This window comes from Variovorax paradoxus (assembly GCF_009755665.1).
Taxonomy (GTDB): domain Bacteria; phylum Pseudomonadota; class Gammaproteobacteria; order Burkholderiales; family Burkholderiaceae_C; genus Variovorax; species Variovorax paradoxus_G.
On the sequence record NZ_CP046622.1, the window covers coordinates 2,132,523 to 2,156,348 of the forward strand.

Genomic DNA, 23,826 nt, shown 5'->3' on the forward strand with positions numbered 1-23,826 from the left:
TACGGGCGCTGACGTGCCGGGCGCGTCGTAGTTCACACTTCTCGCCGTTGTTTTTGGATGCGTGCTTGCACGCTTCCGCCATCGCAGGGCGTGTTCTCCGACAAGACCAGGGCGGCTTTCGGGCCATGATCCGGCCACTTGCTTCTTGTTTCATGCAGCGCCCGTGAAGATTGCGACCTTCAACGTCAACGGCATCAACAGCCGGCTTCCACGCCTGCTCGAATGGCTCGAGGAGTCCCGCCCCGACGTCGCCTGCCTGCAGGAACTCAAGTCTCCCGATGCGAACTTTCCCGCGGCGGCCATCCGCGAGGCGGGCTACGGCGTGCTGTTCCATGGCCAGCGTTCATGGAACGGCGTGGCCATCCTCGCGCGCGGAAGGGAGCCGATCGAAACCGGACGCGGGCTCGACGGAAACTCCGAAGACAGCCAGAGCCGCTACCTCGAAGCGGTGGTGAACGGCGTGGTGGTCGGTTGCCTGTACCTGCCCAACGGCAATCCGCAGCCCGGCCCCAAGTTCGACTACAAGCTCGAATGGTTCGAGCGGCTCAATGCCCATGCGAAGCGCCTCTACAGCTGCGGCCTGCCGGTCGTGCTGGCCGGCGACTTCAACGTGGTGCCGACGGACGCCGACAGCTACAACCCGGCTTCGTGGCGCAATGACGCGCTGCTGCAGCCCGAAAGCCGCGCCGCCTTCGCGCGTCTGCTGGCCCAGGGGTGGACCGATGCGATCCGAACCCGCCACCCGGGCGAGGCGATCTACACCTACTGGGACTATTGGCGCAACCGCTGGCCGCGCAATGCGGGCCTGCGGATCGACCACCTGCTGCTGAACGAGGAACTTGCGCCCTTGCTGGTCGATGCGAATGTGGACCGCGAGGTGCGCGGCCGCTCCGGCGCGAGCGATCATGCGCCGGTGTGGATCGAACTCGACTTGCCCTCCTAGAATTCCCGCCAATGCCAAAAGGAGTTCCCAATCCAGCCCCCATGTACGGGATTTATGCCCGCCCCTGGGGTTTCGAGGTTTCCATCGTCCGGCGCGGGGTCCGGTATTTCCAGCAGTTCGGCAACGGCAGCTACGGCGGCGCCGAGCATGCGCTGCGGCGGGCGCAGGAATGGCGCGATGCCGTCGTGAGAAGCGTGCCGCCGGCCACGCGGCGCGAGCGGGCGGAGAAGCTCCGGGCGAGCAACACCACCGGTGTGCCGGGCGTCTTCTGCCTGGTGGCGCCCGACGGAAGAGGGCTGTCGTGGCTTGCCAAGACCTACATCGCGGCCGAAGAAATACTGCGCGCCAACTTTCCGATTCACAACTGGGGCGATGCGGCGCGCACCATGGCCATCGAGGAGCGGGCCAAGCAGTTGAAGCACATGACCGGCTTGGCGGCCCTGCATCCCGCCGAAGAGTCGATTCGCAAGTCCGCGAGCGCACCGACCGCGACTCCAGCGCCGCGCAAGCGCTCCCGCTCCGAGATCCTTCGCAAGTCGAATTCCAGCGGCGTCAGCGGCGTGCACTACAAGCAGCCCCGGCCCGACCACCCCGGTTATTGGCTGGCCATTACCTACACCGCAGGCAAGGGCAGCGTGAGCAAGGCGTTCTCCATCAAGGCCCATGGCTACGATGAAGCCAAGAGGCTGGCCATTGCCGAACGCACTCGCCAGTTGGCTCAAAAGGGTATTGGCTGATTGGCGGGTTACATTTATGCGCTATCGTCCGCGTTGTAGGTAAAAGTAATTAATAAAACTCTCCCCCGCGAGAATCCACACCAGTGACTACCGAAACAGCGGCCAATGCCAGCTTTCCCGGCTCCGATGCCGGGTTTGTGATGGCTTTCCAGCCGATCGTGGACTTCGAGCGGCGAGAAATCTTCGCGCACGAGGCGCTGGTGCGCGGCACGTCGGGGGAAGGGGCGGTCCAGGTGCTTTCGCGGGTGAGTCCGCGGCACCGGTTCGCGTTTCACGAGGCCTGCCGCATCAAGGCCATCGAGACGGCTTCCGCGCTGGGCATGGAATCGAAGCTCAGCCTCAATGTGTGGCCCAACGATCTCACCGACCGCACAGAGTGCTTCCACACCGCCATGGACACGGCCCGGCGGTGCAACTTCCCGCTGCACCGCCTGATGTTCGAGATTGCCGAGTGCGAACACGTGGCCGATCTGCCGAGGCTGGCCGCCGCCTTCCATGCCCATAAGGCCTTCGGCTTCACTTCGGCCATCGACGACTTTGGCGCCGCCTATGCCGGCTTCGAGCTCCTGGCCGGCTTCCAGCCCGATGTGGTGAAGGTCGACATGGGCCTGGTGCGCAACATCCACACCGATCCGGTCCGGCTCAGCATCGTGAAAGGCTTTGTCGGCACCTGCAGCGAACTCGGCATCCGGGTGGTGGCCGAGGGCGTCGAAAGCTCTGACGAAGTGCACGCGCTCCAGGCACTGGGCGTTGGCCTGTTCCAGGGCTACCTGTTTGCCCGGCCCGCCGTGGCCATGCTGCCGGCGGTGGCATGGGATGCCGCCTGAAGCGGTCAGCCATGCCCTGACGAGCCGCGACCGAACGCGGCGCTGACTCAGACGTTGCTGGTCGCGCGGACTTCCTCGATGGTGGTCTTTCCGGCCAGGACCTTTTCGATGCCGTCCTGCCGCAGGGTGCGCATGCCTTCGCGCAGCGCCGCTTCCTGCAGCTCCTCGGCGCGGGCGCCGCCCTGCACCAGCCGCCGCAGCGTTTTCGAGATCACCATCAGCTCGTGGATGCCCACGCGTCCCTTGAAGCCCGTGTTGTCGCAGTGCTTGCATCCGGTGCTGGCATAGGCGAGCAGCTGGCCGTCCTGGCCATAGTGGCGGTGCCAGCCATGGCGTACCGACTCGCGTTCGGCCGGAGTGTCATGCGCGCCGAACGAGTGCATGTAGTCGGACAGCAGTTCCTCGACTTCCTCGGAGCGCATCGGCCGGCTGGTCACGCAGTGGCTGCAAAGGCGGCGCACCAGCCGCTGCGCCAGCACGGCCAGCAGCGAATCCGCGAAGTTGAACGGGTCCATGCCCATGTCCAGCAACCGGGTCACGGTTTCGGGTGCGCTGTTGGTGTGCAGCGTCGACAGCACCAGGTGGCCCGTCAGCGAGGCCTCGATGGCGGTCTTGGCGGTTTCCTCGTCGCGGATTTCGCCGACCATGATCACGTCCGGGTCCGCGCGCACGAAGGCCCGCAGCGCCTTGGCAAAGGTCCACTCGATGCGCGGATTGACCTGCACCTGGCGCAGGCCGGCCTGGGTGATTTCGATGGGGTCTTCGGCCGTCCAGATCTTGCGTTCCGGCGTGTTGATGTGCATGAGCGCCGAGTGCAGCGTGGTCGTCTTTCCCGACCCCGTGGGGCCCACGCAAAGCACCATGCCGTAGGGGCGCTCCACCGCCTTGGTGAACTCCGCGAGGTTGTGCTGCGACAGGCCGAGCTGTTCCAGCGCAATGGGTTTTGCCGAAGCCAGGATGCGCATGACCACGTCTTCGAGACCGTTGCTGGTCGGGATGGTTGCCACGCGCAGCTCGATACGGTGCTGCGGCGAATACTTGGCAAAGTTGATCTTGCCGTCCTGCGGCTTGCGCTTTTCGCTGATGTCCAGGTCGCACATGATCTTCACGCGCGCGACCACCGCGTTGCGGTAGCTGGCCGGCAGTTCCAGGTGGGTGTGCAGACGCCCGTCGCGCCGAAACCGGATGCGGGTCTTTTCCTTGCCCGGATAGCTTTCGATGTGGATGTCGGACACGCCTTCGCGGTGCGCATCGACGATCATGCTGTTGATCATTCGCACCAGCGAGTTGTCCGATTGCTCGATGCTCTTTTCTTCTTCGAGGGTGGGAGCGGGGCGTTCCTTCTCGAGCGTGACCAGGAGCTCGCTGGTGGCGGCCGGCTCGAAGTCGAGCGGCCGCGAGGGGTCGTGCACGATGGTCGGGTCCAGGATGGTGTCGTTGCCGATCTTCCCGTAGGCCTTGTAGAGCACCGTGTCCAGGACAAGGCATTCGCCGATCACGGGCACCACCTTCATCTGCGAGATGAACTCGACTTCGTCGATGGCGGCGCGGCGGCTGGCCGGATCGTCCAGGGCAAGGATGAGGCGGCCCTGGTGGAGCATCAGTGGCATGACCTGCAGGCGCCGGGCAACGCCGTGGCTGATGGTGCGCAAGGCGTCGACCGCCACCGGGAACAGGTGCAGGTTGACCAGCGGGTAACCCATCTTTCGTACCAGCGCGGCCTTCAGTTGCTCCCGGGTGACCACGCCCATGCGGACCAGCGTTTCGCCCAACGGCACGCTGCGGTCGAGCTGCTGCTGCGCCAGGCCCTCGCGCAGTTGCTCTTCGGTGACCGTGCCCAGGGCCATCAGCGCCTGGCCGATCCGCAAGATCGGCATGCGGCTTTGAACTTCCAGGGCGTGCAGCAACTGCTCGGGCGTGACGACTTCGGTGGGCGACATTAAATTGAATCTCCTGATGCGGTGATTCTGGGGTGCACCGGCAGGCTTGTCAGCAGGAGCACACCCCGTGCGAAGGCTCGGTGCAACGCCGCGTCACTACCAAAGTTCTCAGTTGAAGCGCGTCAATCGGAAAAACCGTAGGTATTGCGCCCCGCGAACTTGGCGCGGTACAGCGCGGTGTCGGCACGCGCGAGCAGCTCCGACGGCGTGGCGGGTGCTTCGCTCGCCGGGTGAAACGCCACGCCGATGCTGGTGGTAACCCGAAGGCGCTGCCCGTCGAGCTCGAACGGCGCGCCGCCAATCTGATCGACGATCTTCCGCGCAATGGCGGCCGCCGCTTCTTTCGCCTGCAGGTTTTCGAGCACCACCACAAACTCGTCGCCCGCGAACCGGGCCACGGTGTCGGTGGCTCGCACGCTGGCCAGCAGGCGGCGGGCGTATTCCACCAGCACAGCGTCGCCGGTCGCGTGGCCGAGCGTGTCGTTGATGGTCTTGAAGCGGTCGATATCGAGAAACAGCACCGCCAGCGCGCTTTGCGTGCGCTGGGTGCGGGCGATGGCACCCGGCAGGAACTCGTTGAACGCGAGCCGGTTGGCCAGGCCGGTGAGCGTGTCCACCCGCGCCAGGTCGCTCAGCTTGCGCTCCACCGCTTTCAGCGCACTGATGTCGAGGCTCAGCGAGAAGATGCCGCGCGTGACGCCGTCGGCCCCGGTGTCGGGCACGTAGCTCACGCGCGTGGTGCGTTCGCCGTCTTGCGTGAGGGTCTGGGCCTCGAACTCGACCCGCTCGCCCGCCAGCGCACGCTGGATCATGTGCCTGCGCGAGAGATACAGTTCAGGCCCTGCCACATCGCTGATGTGGTGGCCCAGGATCTTGGAAGGCTCCACGCCCAGCCATTCGCGGTAAGTGGCATTCGCGAAGGTGATCTTTTCCTCGCGGTCGATGTAGGTGATGAGCGCCGGCAGGTTGTCCGTGATGGTGCGCAGGCGCATCTCGCTTTCGGCCTGCCGCACCTCGGCCTTCTTCAATGCGGTGATGTTGAAGGTCATGAGGTAGAAGCCCAGCACCTTGCCTTCAAGGTCCTTGTCGGGAATGAGGTTGACCTGGAAGTAGCCGGTCTTGCCATGCAGCGGCGCCCGCACCGGAAATCTCACCGCCTTGCCCTCGCGCACCATGGGAAGGTAGGGCTGCTGCTGCCGGTACACCGTGTCGCCCACCGCCATGCGCAGGTCGACACCGGTGAGCGGGCCGTCGTCCAGGCCGGCCATCCGGCGTGCCCGCACGTTCGCGAAAAGGCAGTTCTCGTCGTTGTCGAAGTAGCCCACCAGCGCGGGAATGTTGTCGGTCACGTCGCGCAGCCGCTTCTGCTGCTCGGTCAGGGCCTTGCGGATGTTCACCTCGTCGGTGATATCGAAGGTCATGGCGAACACGCCCTGCACAACGCCGTTTGCGTCCTGGTCGGGGATGTAGTGCGCCTTGAAGGTGCGATGGCCGATGCCCAGCGCGGGATCGCCGGCTTTTTCGATCACCACCGTTTCGCCGCCAAGCGCGCGCCGGTAGGAGTCTTCGACCACCGCAAAATCCTCGACGCCGCGCACCTCGGGCATCGAACGGCCGATCATGGCCCTGTCCTTGTGCAGCGCCTTGACCTTTGCATTCACGAACGTGTATCTCAGGGACGAATCGACATGCGAAACCAGGGCCGGGATGTTGTCGGCAATGATGCGCACCTGCGCTTCGCTGTGCGCAAGGCTCACCTCGATGCGCTTGCGCTCGGTCACGTCGAACGTCATGGCGTAGTAGCCGCGCACCAGCCCGGCCTGGTCGCGGTCGGGAATCAGCTCGGTCTGGAAGAAGCGGTCCTGCTCGCCAAGGCGTGCGTCGCCCGGGCTTTCGAAGCTGACCGCCTCGCCGGCCAGCACGCGCTGAACAGCGGCGTCCACCGCCTCGTTCTCGCCGATGACCTGCGCCGTGCGACCGATCAGTTGCGCCGCGCCGCGATCGAGCTTTCTGCAGAGCGGCGCGTTCACGAAGGTATAGCGGCCCTGCGCATCCACGTGCGACACCAGCGCCGGCAGGTTGTCCGTGATGTCGCGCAGGAACTTCTCGCTCGTCTTGCGCTGGCGCATCAGTTCGTCGAAGGTTCTCGCAATATCGCCTATCTCGTTGTTCGGATAGGTGCGGGGCATGGTTCTTTCGAGCGCCGCGTTGTCCACATCCAGCATGTGCCGGTGCAGGTAGCGCAATGGCCGCAGCTGCCAGCTCACCACCGTCAGGGCTACGGCACCGGCAATTACCGCGAGTACCAGCGCGCCCACCCAGGCCGCGCGCTCGAGGGCGTCGATGGGCGCGAATGCCTCCGCGGACGGATACATCGAGCCTATGACCCAGTTCGTCTGCTGTATGCGCTTGAAGGCGTACAGGCCGTGCACGCCCGCATGGTTGACGCCGTCCGCGGCGCCCTCGTAGCCCTCGATGGGGCGGTCGATCTCGGGGTTGCCGGCACCCTTCGGGCCGGGCTGGTTGGTGATGAGCTCGGTGCGCGGGTGGTCGATCACCACGCCGTCCGTGCTGGTGATGAACAGGTAGCCCGTTTCGCCGAACTTCACGTCGGCCAGTTCGCCCAGCACGTTGCGGTCCTTCAGGTTCAGGGCGCCCGAAATCACGTACTTCACATTGCCGGCCGGGTCCAGCACCGGCTCGGTGATGGCAATCTGCGCCAGGCCGGTCAGCCGGTTGAGGTAGGGCTCGGAAATGACGCTGGCCTTGGACGCAAGCGTTTTCTGGAAGTACGGGCGGTCCTTGATGTTCACCCTGCCGGGCTGCTGCGCGCCGTTGAGGCTGGCAATCAGGTCGCCGTCGGCGGTGAAGAACGCCACATTGCTGAACGCCTTGTGCAGCGGCTGGTGCTTTTCAAGAAAGGCCTGCAGCGCCTGCGTGTCCTGGAAGTCGTTCGACTCCACGCTGGTGGCAAAAGTCTCGAGCAGGGTGCGCCGGCTGATGAACTTCTGGTCGACTGTGTTTGCAACGGCCGACAGCCTCGCGAACTCTTCGCTTTCGATCGAGGCCTTCATGCTGGCCTTGACCAGCTGCAATGCCACCGTGCCGATGGCTGCCGTGGCTGCCAGGACCACCGCGGCAACGCCGATGCCGAGGCGCGTATTCAAGTTGAGGCGAATGTTCCTGAGGCCTGATGTGTTCATTGTCGTGGACAGGCATCGCGATGGAATCCGCGTTGCGCATGTAGTGTGTCAGAAGCAGGGTCTCGGGTACTTCGCGCAATCCCCCATACCTCGCTGCGTTAACCGGAGGGGGCTCACATCTCGTCGCGCTTGAGCAGGTAGTCCAGCGCACCCACGCGAAACCACCGATAACCGTACGACTCGATCACCATGCAGTGCTTTCCTTTCGCGTTGGCGCGGCTGTGGGCGTTCGACAGCAGGTTGATGAGTTGCCCGCCGTGCTTGCCCAGCGCCTTGGCATCGAGCTTGATCTCCAGCGGGTTCGCATCGAAATTGTGGACGAAGACCACCCCATTGCCGCGCCATTCGTAGCGAACCACCAGCACCGAGTTTTCCTCGTTCGGAATGACGGTGAAGTCGCCCCAGCCGATCTCGGGCACCTCCTTGCGCATGCGGAACACGCGCTCCATCCAGTTGAGCAGCGAGTCGGGGTCGCGCCGCTGCGCCGCCACGTTCACGTGCTCGAAGCCGTAGGCGCCGCCCGTGACTACCGGTAGCACTGGCTTGGACGAGGTGGTGAACCCGCCCTGGCGCTCCGTCGACCACTGCATGGGCGTGCGTGCGCAGTTGCGCTCCGGCAGGCTCAGGTCGTCGCCCATGCCGATCTCGTCGCCGTAGCGCATCACCGGCGTGCCGGGCAGGGTGAGCATCAGGCTGTAGGCGAGCTCCAACCGTCGTCGGTTGCCGCCGAGCATCGGCGCAAGGCGCCGGCGTATGCCGCGGTCATAGAGCTGCATGTCCTTGTCGGGCCCGAAGGCCTCGAACACGCGCTTGCGCTGCGCGGGCCGCAGGCGCCCGAGGTCGAGCTCGTCGTGGTTGCGCAGGAACATGACCCACTGCGAAGTGGCAGGGCGCTCCCGTGTGGCCTCCAGCGCCTTGACCAGCGGCCGCGTGTCGCCGGCGGCCATGGCATAGAACAGGTTCTGGTTGACCTGGAAGTTGAACATCATGTGCAGCCGCTCGCCCTCGTCGCCAAAGTAGGCCATGTTGGTCTTGGGCAGCACGTTGGCCTCGGCCAGGATGATGGCGTCGCCCCGGCGCCACTGAAGCAGTTCGCGGAACTGCCGCAGCATGTCGAACCTTTCGGTGGGGTACACGACCTTCGGCCCCTTCGCGCCGATGACAAAGGGCACCGCATCCATGCGAAAGCCCGACACGCCCAGCTGCGTCCAGAAGCCCATGATCTTCAGGATTTCGGCCTGCACGTGCGGGTTGGCCGTGTTCAGGTCGGGCTGGAACTCGTAGAAGCGATGAAAGTACCAACGCCTTGCAAGCTTGTCGAAAGTCCAGGTCGATTTCTGCACGCCCGGAAAGACCACACCGTCGGTGAAGCGGGGCGGCTTCTTGTCTGACCACACATACCAGTCGTGGTATTTTGATTTCAGACCCTTGCGCGCATCCTGGAACCAGGGGTGCTGGTCGGAGGTGTGGTTGACCACCAGGTCCATCAGCACGCGCATGCCGAGCTGCTCGGCCGAATGCGTGAACTCGACGAAATCGCCGAGCGTGCCGAAGCGGGGGTCTACGTTGTAATAGTCCGAAACATCGTAGCCGTCGTCACGCCCCGGCGATGGATGGAACGGCATGAGCCACAGCGTTGTCACGCCGAGGCCGTGAAGGTACTCCAGCCGCCGTGTCAGGCCCTCGAAGTCGCCGCAGCCATCTCCGTTGGAATCCATGAAGGTTCCCACCGAGAGGCAATACACCACGGCGTTCTTGTACCAAAGGTCGTTGATCATGCCGGGGGAACCTCCTAAAAATGGAAGCCTCGCAACACAGAAAACGAAAGGAAAACCTGATGTCGGCCGATGCTTGGTGGAAGAACGGAATCGTTTATCAGATCTATCCGCGTTCGTTCCAGGACAGCGACGGAGACGGCATCGGCGACTTGCGGGGCATACAGAAGCGGCTTGATTATCTGGTCGAGCTCGGCGTGGATGCTGTCTGGATATCGCCGATCTACCCCTCACCAATGGCCGACTTCGGGTACGACATTTCCGACTACTGCAACATCGATTCGCGTTTTGGCACTCTGGAAGACTTCGATGCCCTGGCCGCGGAGTGCAAGGCGCGAGGTCTCAAGCTGGTGCTGGACTTCGTGCCCAACCACACGTCGGACCAGCATCCGTGGTTTGTGCAAAGCCGGGCCTCGCGCAACAACCCGAGGCGCGACTGGTACCTGTGGCGCGACCCGGCTCCGGGCGGCGGGCCGCCCAACAACTGGCTCAGCAATTTCGGCGGGCCGGCGTGGACCTTCGATGAATCCAGCGGGCAGTACTACTGCCATTCGTTCCTGAAAGAGCAGCCTGATCTCAACTGGCGCAACCCCGAAGTCCGCGAAGCCATGTACGACGTGCTGCGCTTCTGGCTGCGGCGCGGCGTGGACGGTTTTCGCATCGACGTGCTGTACCACCTCATCAAGGACGAGCTGTTTCGGGACAACCCGCCGAACCCGGCCTTCCAGCCGGGGCAGGACCCTTCGCACCGCCTGCTTGCGCTCTACACCACCGACCGCCCGGAGATGCAGGACATCGTCGTCGAGATGCGCCGCGTGGCCGACGAGTTCAGCGATGAAAGCTCGGCCCGCGTATTGATCGGCGAGCTTTATCTTCCGCTCGAACGGCTCATGGCCTACTACGGCGCCACGTCCGAAGGCCTGCTGCAAGGCGTGCAGCTGCCGTTCAACTTCCAGCTCATTACCGCGCCGTGGCATGCGTCCGAAATCGATCGCATCGTGCGCAACTACGAAGCGGCGCTGCCGCACGGCGCGGCACCCAACTGGGTGCTCGGCAACCACGACAAGCCGCGCATTGCGAGCCGCGTGGGGCAGGAGAGGGCGCGGCTCGCGGCCATGCTGCTGCTTACCCTGCGTGGCACGCCCACGCTCTACTACGGCGACGAGATCGGCCTGACCGACGTTCCCATTCCGCCCGAGGAAGTGCAGGACCCGTTCGAGAAGAACGAGCCCGGCAAGGGCCTGGGGCGCGACCCGCAGCGCACGCCCATGCAGTGGAGCCGCGCGCACGCGGCCGGCTTTACCGACGGCACGCCATGGCTGCGGCTCGGCGGCGACTGGCACATGCGCAACGTGGAGGCGCAGATGGCCGATCCGGCCTCGATGCTGCAGCTCTACAAGCGCCTGATCGCGTTGCGCCGCCATGAATCCGCGCTGCACGAAGGCAGCCACGAGCAGCTCGATGCGGGTGCCGACGTGCTGGCCTATGCAAGAAGCTCGGGCACGAGGCGGCTGGTGGTGCTGCTGAACTTCGGCATCACGGAAACGCGGGTCCGCGCCGACCTGCTGCCGCACGAAGTCGTGGTGTTGGCTTCAACGCATGCCGACCGGACCGGCGCGGTGAAGGGCGAGCTCACGCTGCAGCCGCTCGAAGGGGTGATCGTCGCGCAGTAGCCGGCGTTCGCGAGCGTGCGCCCCGGTGGGCTATTTGCCGGACGGATATGTCTCTGGCAGGCCCGCGTCGTCAGGCGCGGCATCGCGGTCCAGCGGGACCACCGCCTGGGTCCGATCGATATGCAGCAGCGCATCGAACTGCACCGGCAGCCGCGCGAAGAAGTAGTGGCTCTGCCGCTCGGTCTCGGGCCGGTAGATGACGCCGATGGCGCGTTCCAGCCGCTGCTCCCGCAGCGCGAAATAGTGGCTCCCTTCGCCGCGCAGGGGCAGCATGAAGCGTTCGAATCCGGTCTGGTGCATCAACGCCTCGTAGCTGTCCGGCCGCGAGGGCAGAACCTGCTTCCGTTCGGCGGGTGCCCCCCAGTCGGAAGCCGCCATCACGGTGCCGGTGTGGGTGGTAAAGCCCACCAGCACCGCATCGCGGCCCTGGCGTTCGCGCACCAGCTGTCCGACGTTGAGCTCGCCGCGCTCCTCGCCCATCTCGGTGGCACGCGCATCGCCCAGGTGCGAGTTGTGGGCCCACACCACGATCTTCGGGCGCTCGCTGCCGCGCCAGAGATGGCGCTCCACTTCGCCCAGCGTCTCGACCATGTGCCGGTCGCGCAGGTTCCAGGATGAAACGTCGCTCAGGTACATCGAGCGGTAGTACGCCTCGGCATTTTTCACGAGGCGCGCGTTCTGCTCCGCATTGAACGCGTCTTCCTCGTTGGCCGTGTTGCCGCTGCGCCAGGCCTCGCCGGCGGCACGCCGCATTTCAAGCAGCATGTCGACCACGGCCTGCTGGCAGGAGGCCGTGTTGCCGACGCCGGCCATCAGGCCGTACATCTGGCCACGGTCGCCGAAGCGGTCGAAGCAGCCATAACGCTCGCGCGCAAGCCGGGCCGCATCGGGATCGGTTCGCTCGAAGTACGCGAGCACGGCTTCCATGGAGCCCGAGAGGCTGTACAGGTCGAGCCCGTAGAAGCCGGTTTTTCCCTGCGGCGGCGCGGAGTCGTTGAAGGCACGCTGCCATTCGACGAAGCGCGCTACCTCTTCGTTGCGCCACATCCAGGTGGGAAAGCGCCGAAAGCCGGAGAGTGCCTCGGCCGCGCTGGTGTCATCGCTGGCCCCCCTGACATAGCGATTCACGCGATAGGCATCGGGCCAGTCGCCTTCGATGGCCACGGCGTTGAAGCCCTTCTCGGCCAGCAGGCGCCGCGTGATGCTGGCGCGCTCGGCGTAGAACTCCTGCGTGCCATGCGAGGCCTCGCCGAGCAGCACATAGTGCGCATCGCCGATCAGTTCGAGCAGGGCGTCATGGTCGCAAGGGTTTCCTTCCATCGGGTGCGCCGCCGAGCGCAGCGCTTCCGCTTCCTTCGAAATATCGGATGGTTTCATCGTGCAAGGTCCTCGGGCTGCCGCGTGCGGGGGCGGCTCGCTTCTTCGAGCAGGCGGCATACCTCCTCGTCGCTGGTCTGGGAAAAGTCGAGGTACCACCGGCCGACACCCAGGAAAGGGTCGGGAATCTCGGCGCAAACGACATCGTCCGCCTCGCCGTGCAAAAGCGCGCAGGCTTCGGGGGATGCGACAGGCGCCGCAACGACGACACGGGCCGGTTCCTGCTGGCGCACCGCGCGCACGGCCACGCGCATGGTGGCACCCGTGGCAAGCCCGTCGTCCACAAGGATGACGATGCGGCCCGCCAGGTCGGGCGCGGGCCGGTCGCCGCGGTAGGTACGTTCGCGCCGCTCAAGCTCATGTTGTTCGTTGCTCACCACTTCATCGACCGCCTTGGCGCCTATGCCGAGCTCGCGCACAAGATTGCCATCGAGCACCTGTTCGCCGCCGCTCGCAATGGCGCCCATGGCGTATTCCTCATGGCCCGGCACGCCCAGCTTGCGCACCACCAGAACGTCCAGCGGCGCCTGGAGCGCCTGGGCCACTTCATACGCAACCGGCGTGCCGCCGCGCGGCAGGGCCAGCACGATCACGTCGGGCCTGACGGCATAGATGGCCAGCTCCTGGGCGAGCACGCGGCCCGCGTGCTGCCGGTTCCTGAAATACTCGAATGCCATTTCGGTGTCCTTGCGGCCACCTTAGGTTTGCTCCAGCGCCAGCGCTGTAGGGGGATGCTCACATCGGCGTAGGCGTGCTCTGCCCCGGCTCCGAGCGGTAGCGCTGCGCCGCCTCCCAGGCCTCGACGATCAGCGCGCGGGCCTTCGGGTGCTCAGGGTCTGTCACCACCCATTCCGGATACGCGTGCGGAAGGCTGGACGCCGTCACGCGGATCGCATCGAATTCGGTAGGAGCGAGCGGCGGCGTTGCGCTGGCGCGATGCGTCAGCGTCTTGCGCAGGCCCGCCTTCCATGCATCCGGCAGGTGATCGACGGCGGGCAGGAGCGCCAGCGCGATATGCGCCGCGCGCGGGCTCAGGGTTTCGGCGTCGGCGCGCAAACGCGCCAGGCACTCGGTACCGCTCATTCCTCACCTCCGGAGCATGTGCTCATGGCGGGCTGCTTCACGCGGCCTGGATCTCGATGCGCCGCGGCTGGGCGTGCTCGGCCTTCGGAATGCGCAGTTTCAGCACACCCTGCTTCAGTTCAGCCGAGATCGCGGCCGTGTCCAGCTCCTTGCTCAGCGTGAACACGCGGCGGAAGCGGCCGAGGCCCACCTCCGTGTGGCTGGATTCCAGCCCCTCCGGAACGGCCAGGTCGGACTCCGCCTCGATGGTCAGCGTGTCGGACGCCACGTGCAGGCCGAGCTTCTCGCGCGAGACGCCGGGCAGGTCGGCAAAGAGCGTGATGCCGCCGCTGTCCTCGATCACGTCGACTGGCGGCGTGAGGGCGGCGTCGCTGTAGCGCGCGTTCTCCTTGCGGGCGAGCTCTTTCGATTCGGCGACGCGAGGCGATGTGTTGCTGTTCATGATCGTCTCTCCTTTCTTTGCTTGTCACTGAACGGTGATGCGCCGGGGCTGCGACGAGGCGCGCCGCTGCACGGTGATGTGCAGCACGCCGTCGCGGTACTTGGCCTGCACGGCGTCGGGGTCGGCATCGTCGGGCAAGGTCAGCACCCTGCGGAAGCTGCCCTCGAAGCGCTCGTTGATGTGAACGGCCGCCTTGGCATCGGTCTCGGGCAGCGTGTTGCTGCGCGTGCCGGCGATGCTGAGCAGGCCGCGCTCCAGGTTGACTTCCAGGCTGGACGGGTCGACACCCGGCGCAAACGCGTAGATCTCCACGGTCTGCGGTGTGCCGCCGACGTTCAGTGCAGGGAAGCCGTTGCGGCCCAAGCCGCGGATGGTGGGCGACAGATCGAGGGCCTGCTGCATCTCGCGCTGCAGGCGATCCATCTCGGCGAACATGTCGCGCGGAAACAAGGATCGGTACATGGCGAAAACCTCCATTCGAAAGTTGAACAGGGCGCCGGAGGCCTCTCCAGCGCTTCCGATCAGCGAAATAGGCGCGGCCATGCTTTTTTCAAGAGCCCTTTTGCAGCTGCTGCGGCGGGAGGAGTCAACGCTATGGGCCAGCCGCGCGCGATAAAAAAGACCTTCCGGCCGCGCCCTTGAAGCCCGGCAAGGCGGACCTAATTCGAACGTCGTCGAAATCGTCAGTCGTCATTCCAAACCTAGAGGAGATTTGTCATGTCGATGGACCTGCTCAAGCAGATTGCCGCATCCCGCCTTCCCATGTCCTTCCGGACGCCCAAGGAAATCGACGAGGTCAGGATTCTTCGCCAGGCCGGGCTCGTGATTGCCTTCGTTCCGGCACCCGCCGACCCGTTGAAACTGTCGGGCGCGGAGCCCGCGGCGCAGGTGCTTGCCATTACCGAAAAAGGGCGTGAGGAGCTGGCACGGGTGCGCTATCCGGGCGAAGCGCCGCAAAGCAGCAAACCGCGCCACATGGGCTTGAAAAACTGGCTCGCCGGCGGGCGCCGCAGGCATGGATTGCAGCAAGGTTTGCTGTCACGAAGCCATGATTCACGGCCCTCCCGAAGCGTGTAGGCCGCATCCTTCCTGAACATGCGCGGAAGTCCATGCCGACGCATGCGCACTTCCGCGCTCAATGCGGTTCGCAATTACACAAGCGAACACAGGAGACAGACATGGACTTCGAAGGCATCTACTGCTTTGACACGGCGACCGTCCGCTTTGCGATCTATCCGGACGGTCCCGACGGCGCGCGCATCATCGCGCAGATTTCGGAAGAAACCCTGCACGATGTTTTCGGCACCAGGAACCTCGGCGACCAGTTGCTCGAAACATGCAGGACGCACTTCGGCGACATCGGCGCCGCAGCGCTCAAGCGGTACCGGACCAACCCCAATCAGGCCATCAACCTGACAGTGGACGACTTCTCCCGGCGCATTCTTCCGCGCTCCGCCGGGGTGCAAGGCGCATGGCCGGCAGCCTCGCTTGCGGCCTGAGATAGCCGCGCGCGCGGCGCGGCCATTTTTCGTCCCTCTTCGCGTTATGGGGAACTCTCCGACAAGGCAAGGAGGTTTCAGCCTTACCCGCCGGACCCGAATTCTTTGCAAATTGTGTGCTCAGGCCTTTGGGTTGCCGAGAGCGTGTTCCTTTGGACACCCGGTCGCTGGCCTTCAAGCAAGCAAGGAAGACCGGTGCCAGTGACTCAGCAGCTACCCGAGCCCGAGGCTCAAGACGCCTACCTGTTCCGCGAAGGAACGCACTCCCGCCTGTACGACCTGATGGGTTGCCACCTCTTGAAAGAGGGCGGCGCCCGCTTTGCGGTGTGGGCGCCGAATGCGGAGTCCGTTGCCGTGGTCGGCGACTGGAATCACTGGTCCGGCGATGCCGACCCGCTGGTGCCGTCCCCCGACGGCACGGGCATCTGGCTTGGCCATGCGCCGAACGCGGCCCTCGGCCAGACCTACAAGTACCGCATCCGCTCGCGGTTTGGCGGGTACACGGTCGACAAGGCCGACCCCTTCGCCTTCTGCTCCGAGCATCCGCCTGCCACGGCTTCACGCATCTGCGAGCTTTCGTATGAATGGAACGACCGCGAATGGATGGCCACGCGCGCCGCGCGCAATGCACTCGACGCGCCGATGTCGGTCTACGAGGTGCACCTTGGCTCCTGGCGGCGGCGCGATGGGCACTTCATGGGTTACCGGGAAATCGCCCATGAGCTTGCGGAGTACGTGAAGCACATGGGCTTCACGCACGTGGAGCTCATGCCGGTGACGGAGCATCCGTTCTACGGTTCCTGGGGTTACCAGACCACGGGCTACTTCGCGCCCACGGCGCGCTTCGGATCGCCGCAGGACTTCATGTACCTGGTCGACCACCTGCATCAGAACGGCATCGGCGTGCTGCTGGACTGGGTGCCTTCGCACTTTCCGACCGACGAGCACGGGCTCGCGTTCTTCGACGGCACGCACCTCTACGAGCACGCCGATCCGCGCCAGGGCTTTCACCCGGAATGGAATTCGAGCATCTTCAACTACGGCCGCGCGGAGGTGCGCAGCTTCCTGGTGTCGTCGGGGCTGTTCTGGCTCGACCGGTACCACCTGGACGGGCTACGGGTGGATGCGGTGGCGTCGATGCTCTACCTCGACTACGCGCGCAAGCACGGCGAGTGGATTCCCAACCGCCATGGCGGTCGCGAGAACCTCGAGGCGATCGACTTCTTGCAGACGCTGAACCGCGCCGTGTACCGCGAGCACCCTGATGCGATCACCGTGGCCGAGGAGTCGACCGCGTGGCCGCGCGTTTCGCGCCCCACCGACATGGACGGCCTGGGGTTTGGCGAGAAATGGAACATGGGCTGGATGCATGACGTGCTCTCCTACATGAAGGAAGAGCCCGTCAACCGCAAGTACCACCATCACAAGATGACGTTCTCGCTGGTGTATGCGTTCCACGAGAACTTCGTGCTTCCGCTCTCGCACGACGAGGTGGTGCACGGCAAGGGCTCCCTGCTCGGCAAGATGCCGGGCGACCCCTGGCAGCAGTTTGCCAACCTCCGCGCGCTGTTCGGCTTCATGTGGGCGCACCCGGGCAAGAAGCTGCTGTTCATGGGCGGCGAGTTCGGCCAGCGCCGTGAATGGACGCACGACGGCGAACTCGAATGGTGGGTGTGCGACCTCGAAGGGCACGCGGGCCTGCAGCGGCTGGTGTCGCAGCTCAACCGGGTGTACCGCGGTGCCCCCGCGCTCTACCAGCAGGACTTCACCCCGTCGGGCTTCGAGTGGGTGGTGGCAGACGACGCCGAGCGCAGCGTGTTCGCGTTCGTACGCAAGGCTCGCGACGGCCATCCGCCGCTGCTGGTGGTCAGCAACCTGACGCCGGTGCCGCGCACCAACTATGTGCTGGGCGTGCCGCAAGGCGGCTACTGGCGCGAACTCATCAATACAGATGCAGTGGAGTTCGGCGGTTCGGGCTGGGGCAACCTGGGCGGTGTCGAGTCCGCACCGGTGCGCTCGCATGGCCGCATGCAGTCGGTGTGCATCACCTTGCCGCCGCTTTCCACGCTGATTCTCGAGCACCGGCCATCATGAAAAAACTGTTCGCAACCCCGCAGACGCCCGCAGCTTCGAGAATGCCCGAGATGAGCGACGGCAACCGCCGCGCCGTGGTCGACGCCGTCTTGCCGGCGGTGGACAACGGCCGCTTCCCGGTGAAATGCATCGTGGGCGAAATGGTGCACGTGAAGGCGCATTGCTTTACCGACGGCCACGACGTGCTGCGAGTGGTGCTGTGCTGGCGGCCGCACGACAAGACCGAATTCCGCGAAGTGCCGATGAAGCCGCTCGTCAACGACGTGTGGGAGGCCGCCTTTTCGCCACCCGCGCTCGGGCGCTACTTCTATACCGTGGTTGCATGGGTCGATCCTTTCGAATCGTGGCGCAGTGAAATGGCACGCCGCGTGGACGCCGAAGACGTGCGCATCGCATCGCAGGTGGGCGCGCTCGAGGTGGCCGCTGCCGCCGAGCGGGCCGAAGGCGCGGACCGGCAGGCGCTCGCGCGCTGGGCCACCGAGCTCGATGCCGTGGCCGCTCATCCGGCCACGGAGGTGTCGACGCTCAAGGCGCTTGCGCTGGACGAAGAGCTGGCCATGCTCGCCCGCCGCCATCCCGACCGCCGGCACCAGGTGCGCTATTCGGTCGAGCTGCCGCTGGAGGCCGAGCGCGAGCGCGCCCGCTTCAGCACGTGGTACGAGCTGTTCCCGCGCTCGGCGAGTCCGACGCCAGGCGTGCACGGCACCTTCAAGGACGTGGAGGCGCGCCTGCCGGCGATTGCCGCCATGGGTTTCGACGTGCTCTACTTTCCGCCGATCCATCCCATCGGCCGCGTGCAGCGCAAGGGCCCCAACAACGCACTGGCCAGCGGTCCCGAAGACGTGGGCAGTCCCTGGGCCATCGGCGCGGCGGAAGGAGGGCACAAGTCCATTCTTCCGGCCCTCGGCACGGCGGAGGATTTTCGCCACCTGTATGCGCAAGCCAGGGCGCACGGCCTCGAGATTGCGCTGGACATCGCGTTCCAGTGCGCCCCTGACCACCCCTACGTGAAATCGCACCCCGACTGGTTCCGGTGGCGCCCCGACGGCAGCGTGCAATACGCGGAGAACCCGCCCAAGAAGTACCAGGACATCTATCCCTTCAACTTCGAGAGCGAAGACTGGCGCGGCCTGTGGGTGGAACTGCGCAGCGTGATCGAGCACTGGATCGGCGAGGGCGTGTGCATCTTCCGCGTGGACAACCCGCACACGAAGGCCTTTTCGTTCTGGGAGTGGGTCATAGGAGAAATTCGGCGCGAGCACCCGGAGGTGATCTTCCTGGCCGAGGCGTTCACGCGGCCCAAGGTGATGCACCGGCTGGCAAAGCTGGGCTTCTCGCAGTCGTACACCTACTTCACCTGGCGCAACACCAAGCAGGAGCTCACCGAATATTTCACCGAGCTTTCGACTGCGCCGGGCGTCGACTACTTCAGGCCCAACGTGTGGCCGAACACGCCCGACATCCTGCATGAGCAATTGCAGGGCGGAGAGCCTTCGGTGTACATGGCGCGGCTGGTGCTGGCCGCCACGCTGTCGGCCAACTACGGCATCTACGGGCCGGCTTTCGAATTGCGCGAGCACCTGCCGCGCTCGCCCGGCAGCGAGGAATACCTCGATTCCGAGAAATACCAGCTGCGGCACTGGAACCACGAGGACCCCGGCAGCCTGGCGCCCTTCATCGCCCGCGTGAACCGAATCCGCCGCGAGAACCCGGCGCTGCAATGGGACCGGAGCCTGCGCTTTCTGGAAATCGACAACGACCAACTGCTGGCCTATGCCAAGGTGTCCGAGGGCGGCGACAACGTGATCGTGACCGTGGTGAACCTGGACCCGCACAACGTGCAGTCGGGCTGGCTCCAGTTCGATCCGCAGAGCGCCGGCATCGACAGTTCGCGCGCATTCCAGATGCACGACCTGCTGAGTGGACAGAGGTTTACGTGGCAGGGCGGATGGCATTACATCCGGCTCGATCCGCACAGCGTGCCCGCGCACATCTTCGTGGTCCGGCGGCGCCATGGCGACGAGCGCGACTTCGACTACTTCCTGTGAGGCCGCGCCACCATGAATGCACCTGTCTCCCACATTGCGCTTGAAACGGTCGAGATCGACATCAGCGACGACCCGCTGTGGTACCGGGACGCGGTGATCTACCAGCTCAACGTCAAGGCCTTCTTCGACTCCAACAACGACGGCATCGGCGACTTCAAGGGCGTGACGGCCAAGCTCGACTACGTGAAGGAGCTGGGCGTCAACACCATCTGGCTGATGCCGTTCTATCCCTCGCCGCTGCGCGACGACGGCTACGACATTTCGGCCTACGAAGACGTGAACCCGCAGTACGGCACGCTGGACGACTTCCGCGAGATGCTCGAAGCCGCGCACGAACGCGGGCTGCGGGTGATTACCGAACTGGTCATCAACCACACTTCGAGCGACCATCCGTGGTTTCAGGCCGCGCGCCGCGCGCCGGCCGGTTCGCCCGAGCGCGACTTCTACGTGTGGAGCGACACCGACCAGCTCTATCAGGGCACGCGCATCATCTTCACGGATACCGAAACATCGAACTGGGCGTGGGACCCGGTGGCCAAGGCCTATTACTGGCACCGCTTCTTCAGCCACCAGCCCGACCTGAACTTCGACAACCCGGCCGTGCTGGAGGCCATCTTCAAGGTGATGCGCTTCTGGCTGGACATGGGGGTGGACGGCTTCCGGCTCGACGCCATTCCCTACCTGGTCGAGCGCGACGGCACCAGCAACGAGAACCTGCCCGAGACGCATGCGGTGATCAAGAAGCTGCGCGCCGCCATAGACGCGCAGTACAAGAACCGCTTTCTGCTGGCGGAGGCCAACATGTGGCCGGAAGACGTGCGCGAGTATTTCGGCGACGGCGACGAATGCCACATGGCGTACCACTTTCCGCTGATGCCGCGCATGTACATGGCCATTGCGCAGGAAGACCGGCATCCCATCGTCGAGATCATGCAGCAGACGCCGGACATTCCGGAGGGCTGCCAGTGGGCGATCTTTTTGCGCAACCACGACGAGCTCACGCTCGAGATGGTGACCAGCAAGGAGCGCGACTACATGTACACCATGTATGCCGCCGACCTGCGCGCACGCATCAACCTGGGCATTCGCAGGCGGCTGGCGCCGCTGATGGAAAACGACATCGACCGCGTGAAGCTCATGAACGGCATGCTGCTGTCGATGCCGGGGTCGCCGATCATCTACTACGGCGACGAAATCGGCATGGGCGACAACGTGTTCGTGGGCGACCGCAACGGCGTGCGCACGCCCATGCAGTGGAGCCCCGACCGCAACGCCGGCTTTTCGCGCGCCGACCCGCAGCGCCTGTACCTGCAGCCCATCATGGACCCGATGTTCGGCTACGAGGCGCTCAACGTGGAGGCGCAGGCGCGCGACAGCAGCTCGCTGCTCAACTGGACGAAGCGCATGCTGGCCGTGCGCAAGACCAGCCATGCCTTCGGGCGCGGCAAGCGGCGCTTCCTGAAGCCGGGCAACCGAAAGATCCTCGCCTACCTGAGCGAGTACGGCGACGACATCATCTTGACGGTGTTCAACCTCTCGCGCGCCGCGCAGCCGGTGGAACTCGACCTTTCGGCTTTCAAGGGCCGCGTGCCCATCGAGATGCTGGGCCGCGCGCCGTTTCCTCCCATCGGCGAGCTGCCGTACCTGCTCACGCTGGCCTCGTATGGGTTCTACTGGTTCAGGCTCACGTCCGACGCCGAGATGCCCAGCTGGCACCAGGAAGGCGTGGCGCTGCAGGAATGGCCCACGCTGGTGCTGTTCGACGGCTGGACCAGCTTCTTCCGCGACCGGGTGATGCCGTGGCGCATCGGCATGTCCGAGCGCATGCGCGCGCAGTTCGAGCAGGAGGTGCTGCCGCGGCATATCGAGATCCAGCGGTGGTACGCATCGAAGGGAACCACCATCGAGCGTGCGCGGCTGGCGGACCACGCGGTGTGGGAGTCCGGCTCGTTGAGCTGGATGCTGCCGCTGCTCGAGCTGGACGGTCCGCAAGGCGGCGCCACCTATTTCATGCCCCTGGCCCTGGCCTGGGAAGAGCGCGACGAAGAGCGCATGGCCGGCGTGGCACAGGCCGCGGTGGCCAAGGTGCGGCAGCAGGCGCAAGTGGGCCTGATGGGCGACGCCTTCTACGACGAGGCTTTTTGCCGTGCGCTGCTGCAGGCCATCCGCAGCGGCATGGACCTGGAAACCGCACATGGACGGCTGAGGTTCCGTCCCACGGCGGCGTTTGCCGCCGTCAAGGCCGACATCGACAGCCTGCCTGTCGGGCGGCCGAGCGGCGTGAGCAGCAACACGGTGGTCACGGTGAACGAAACCCTGTTTCTCAAGGGCTACCGGCATCTGCGCGAAGGCCTGAACCCCGAACTGGAGATGGGCCGCTTCCTGACGGACGTGGCGCACTTCCCGCACTGCGTTCCGGTACTGGGCGCGCTTGAATACACCGCCAACGACGGCCGCACCATGACGCTGGCCATGGTGCAGTCGTATGTGTCGAACCAGGGCGACGGGTGGGAGCACACGCTGGGCTACCTGGAGCGGTTCCTGCGCGACTTTGCCACTACCAACGGCGCGCTGCCCGACCCGCTGGCCGCGCACGGCGGCTTTCTCGCGCTCATGGCCACGCTGGGGCGGCGCACCGCCGAGCTGCACAGGGCCCTGGCAATGCGCACGGGCGCCGCGGCCTTCGAGCCCGAGCCGCTGCTGGCCGAGGACATCGCCCGCTATGCAGCGCAGGCCAGGGCCGACGTTGCCACGACGCTCTCGCTCCTGCGCGACAGGCTGGGCCAACTGCCCGGGCCGGCGCAGATCGACGGCCAGGCGCTGCTCACCATGGAAGACGCGCTGCAGGCTTCGATCGCGGCGCGCAAGCCGCAAACGCAGGGCGGCATCAAGAGCCGCTACCACGGCGACTTCCACCTGGGCCAGGTGCTGGTGCGGGACAACGATTTCGTCATCATCGATTTCGAGGGCGAACCGGCCCGCAGCTTCGACGAGCGCCGGGCCAAGGGATCGCCGCTGCGCGACGTGGCGGGCATGCTGCGCTCGTTCAACTATGCGCGATGGTCGGCCCTGCGGCGCGTGGCGCAGAGCGTGGAAGAAGCCGCCTACCTGGCGCCGCCCGCCGCGGCATGGGAGCAGGCCACGCGCCAGGCCTTCATGGACGGCTACTCGCAGGCAGCCGGCGGCGACGGCAGTGCGCACATCGACACCGAGCTGCTCGCGCTGTTCGAACTCGAAAAGGCGCTGTACGAGTTGCGCTACGAGCTCAACAACCGCGCCGACTGGGCCCAGGTGCCGCTGAACGGCGTGCTGGCGCTCCTGCAGGCAGAGCGGCCCGGTTGATGCCTGCACCGCATCCGCCGCTTTCGTCCGCAACCGCATTCACGCACCGGAGAGACTCATGGACCGATTTGGCATTCACCTGGAGCCGCTGAACGCAATGCTCTACCAGGTTGGGGCCTTCGTGCCTCGCCTGGCCATTGCACTCGTCGTGGTGCTCGCCGGTTGGCTCATCGCCAAGACGGTGCGGTTTGCCGTCACCAAGGCATTGCGCGCCATCAACTTCAACGTGCTGACGGAACGCGCCGGTCTGGACAACTTCTTGCGCCAGGGCGGGTGGGGCGGCGACACCAGCAGCCTCTTCGGCGTGCTGGCCTACTGGCTCGTCGTTCTTGCCGCGCTGCTGGTGGCCTTCAACGGCCTGGGGCTGAGCTACATCGCCGACCTGCTCGGGCGCGTGGTGTGGTTCGTGCCGAATCTCTTCGTCGCCTTGCTGGTGCTGGCCTTCGGTTCGTATTTCGCCCGCTTCGTGGGAGAGGCGGTGTCGAGCTACTTTCGCGGCGCGCAGATGCGCGATGCCGTGCTGCTCGGGCAAATTGCGCGCTATGCGGTCATGGCCTTCGTCATCCTGATTGCGCTGGACCAGATCAAGGTGGGCGGCGACATCGTGCGCGAGAGCTTCCTGGTGGTGCTGGCGGGCGTGGTGTTTGCGCTGGCCCTGGCCTTCGGGCTCGCGGGCAAGGACTGGGCCGCGGCGCAGATCGAGCGCTGGTGGCCGCGCACGCCCCACGACAAGAGCAACACCACAACAACACCGACGATCGTCGTCGAGCCCAACAAGGGCAGTTCGCCCGGCGAGCGGCCACCGCGCTGAGCGCCTTCTCTCTTTCTTCTTCGCCTCTTTCT

The 23,826-nt window shown here is 65.4% G+C and carries 18 protein-coding genes; 10 read left to right on the plus strand and 8 right to left on the minus strand.

Annotated features, from left to right (window positions below; translation table 11 throughout):
- Positions 1-163: 163 nt before the first annotated feature.
- From GOQ09_RS09995 to GOQ09_RS10005, 3 genes are all read left to right on the plus strand, one after another.
- On the plus strand, positions 164-943 hold the full coding sequence (locus tag GOQ09_RS09995) for an exodeoxyribonuclease III (protein ID WP_157613284.1): 780 nt from the start codon (positions 164-166) through the stop codon (positions 941-943).
- A gap of 41 nt (positions 944-984) precedes the next feature.
- Complete coding sequence (locus GOQ09_RS10000; RefSeq protein WP_157613285.1) at positions 985-1,680, plus strand: AP2 domain-containing protein; 696 nt, start codon at positions 985-987, stop codon at positions 1,678-1,680.
- An 83-nt stretch (positions 1,681-1,763) separates the two neighbouring features.
- Positions 1,764-2,507: an EAL domain-containing protein gene (locus tag GOQ09_RS10005; protein ID WP_157613286.1), complete on the plus strand. Its 744-nt coding sequence runs from the start codon at positions 1,764-1,766 to the stop codon at positions 2,505-2,507.
- Positions 2,508-2,554: 47 nt separating this feature from the next.
- Here GOQ09_RS10005 and GOQ09_RS10010 read toward each other — a convergent pair whose 3' ends face one another.
- The 3 genes from GOQ09_RS10010 to GOQ09_RS10020 all read right to left on the minus strand — a co-directional run bounded on the left by GOQ09_RS10010 (position 2,555) and on the right by GOQ09_RS10020 (position 9,428).
- Positions 2,555-4,447, minus strand: coding sequence for a GspE/PulE family protein (locus GOQ09_RS10010; protein WP_157613287.1), 1,893 nt, complete (start codon positions 4,445-4,447; stop codon positions 2,555-2,557).
- Between the two features lie 122 nt (positions 4,448-4,569).
- Complete coding sequence (locus tag GOQ09_RS10015) at positions 4,570-7,614, minus strand: sensor domain-containing diguanylate cyclase (protein WP_242631058.1); 3,045 nt, start codon at positions 7,612-7,614, stop codon at positions 4,570-4,572.
- 149 nt (positions 7,615-7,763) lie between these two features.
- Positions 7,764-9,428, minus strand: a complete 1,665-nt coding sequence (locus GOQ09_RS10020) for an alpha-amylase family protein (RefSeq protein ID WP_157613289.1) — start codon at positions 9,426-9,428, stop codon at positions 7,764-7,766.
- A 59-nt stretch (positions 9,429-9,487) separates the two neighbouring features.
- On the opposite strand from GOQ09_RS10020, the gene GOQ09_RS10025 reads away from it, so the two are divergent.
- Positions 9,488-11,098: an alpha-amylase family glycosyl hydrolase gene (locus GOQ09_RS10025; RefSeq protein WP_157613290.1), complete on the plus strand. Its 1,611-nt coding sequence runs from the start codon at positions 9,488-9,490 to the stop codon at positions 11,096-11,098.
- A 30-nt stretch (positions 11,099-11,128) separates the two neighbouring features.
- On the opposite strand, the gene GOQ09_RS10030 is transcribed toward GOQ09_RS10025, so the two are convergent.
- From GOQ09_RS10030 to GOQ09_RS10050, 5 genes are read right to left on the minus strand one after another with little or no spacing between them, the layout of a single operon-like run.
- On the minus strand, positions 11,129-12,475 hold the full coding sequence (locus tag GOQ09_RS10030; RefSeq protein WP_157613291.1) for an erythromycin esterase family protein: 1,347 nt from the start codon (positions 12,473-12,475) through the stop codon (positions 11,129-11,131).
- The gene (locus GOQ09_RS10035) at positions 12,472-13,152 is read right to left on the minus strand and encodes a phosphoribosyltransferase (protein ID WP_157613292.1); all 681 of its coding nucleotides are present in this window, start codon (positions 13,150-13,152) and stop codon (positions 12,472-12,474) included. Before GOQ09_RS10035 ends, GOQ09_RS10030 begins: the two co-directional genes overlap by 4 nt.
- 58 nt (positions 13,153-13,210) lie before the next feature.
- A complete protein-coding gene (locus GOQ09_RS10040; protein WP_157613293.1) occupies positions 13,211-13,558 on the minus strand; it encodes a hypothetical protein in 348 nt (115 codons plus the stop codon).
- Positions 13,559-13,595: 37 nt separating this feature from the next.
- Positions 13,596-14,000 carry an Hsp20/alpha crystallin family protein gene (locus GOQ09_RS10045; protein ID WP_157613294.1) on the minus strand — a complete coding sequence of 135 codons (405 nt, stop codon included), beginning with the start codon at positions 13,998-14,000 and terminating at the stop codon, positions 13,596-13,598.
- Between the two features lie 24 nt (positions 14,001-14,024).
- Complete coding sequence (locus tag GOQ09_RS10050; RefSeq protein WP_157613295.1) at positions 14,025-14,462, minus strand: Hsp20/alpha crystallin family protein; 438 nt, start codon at positions 14,460-14,462, stop codon at positions 14,025-14,027.
- 255 nt (positions 14,463-14,717) lie between these two features.
- Between GOQ09_RS10050 and GOQ09_RS10055 the strand changes: the two genes are divergently transcribed.
- The 6 genes from GOQ09_RS10055 (at position 14,718) to GOQ09_RS10080 (ending at position 23,794) form a co-directional block, all read left to right on the plus strand.
- A complete protein-coding gene (locus GOQ09_RS10055) occupies positions 14,718-15,077 on the plus strand; it encodes a hypothetical protein (RefSeq protein WP_157613296.1) in 360 nt (119 codons plus the stop codon).
- 101 nt (positions 15,078-15,178) lie between these two features.
- On the plus strand, positions 15,179-15,499 hold the full coding sequence (locus GOQ09_RS10060; RefSeq protein WP_157613297.1) for a hypothetical protein: 321 nt from the start codon (positions 15,179-15,181) through the stop codon (positions 15,497-15,499).
- A 195-nt stretch (positions 15,500-15,694) separates the two neighbouring features.
- Entirely contained in the window at positions 15,695-17,593 is a 1,899-nt protein-coding gene (gene glgB, locus GOQ09_RS10065; protein WP_157613298.1) for a 1,4-alpha-glucan branching protein GlgB, read from the plus strand.
- Positions 17,590-19,641, plus strand: coding sequence for an alpha-1,4-glucan--maltose-1-phosphate maltosyltransferase (locus GOQ09_RS10070; protein ID WP_157613299.1), 2,052 nt, complete (start codon positions 17,590-17,592; stop codon positions 19,639-19,641). The genes glgB and GOQ09_RS10070 overlap by 4 nt, the downstream gene beginning before the upstream one ends.
- Positions 19,642-19,653: 12 nt before the next feature.
- On the plus strand, positions 19,654-22,983 hold the full coding sequence (gene treS, locus GOQ09_RS10075; RefSeq protein WP_157613300.1) for a maltose alpha-D-glucosyltransferase: 3,330 nt from the start codon (positions 19,654-19,656) through the stop codon (positions 22,981-22,983).
- Between the two features lie 58 nt (positions 22,984-23,041).
- On the plus strand, positions 23,042-23,794 hold the full coding sequence (locus GOQ09_RS10080; protein WP_157613301.1) for a mechanosensitive ion channel family protein: 753 nt from the start codon (positions 23,042-23,044) through the stop codon (positions 23,792-23,794).
- Positions 23,795-23,826 lie beyond the last annotated feature (32 nt).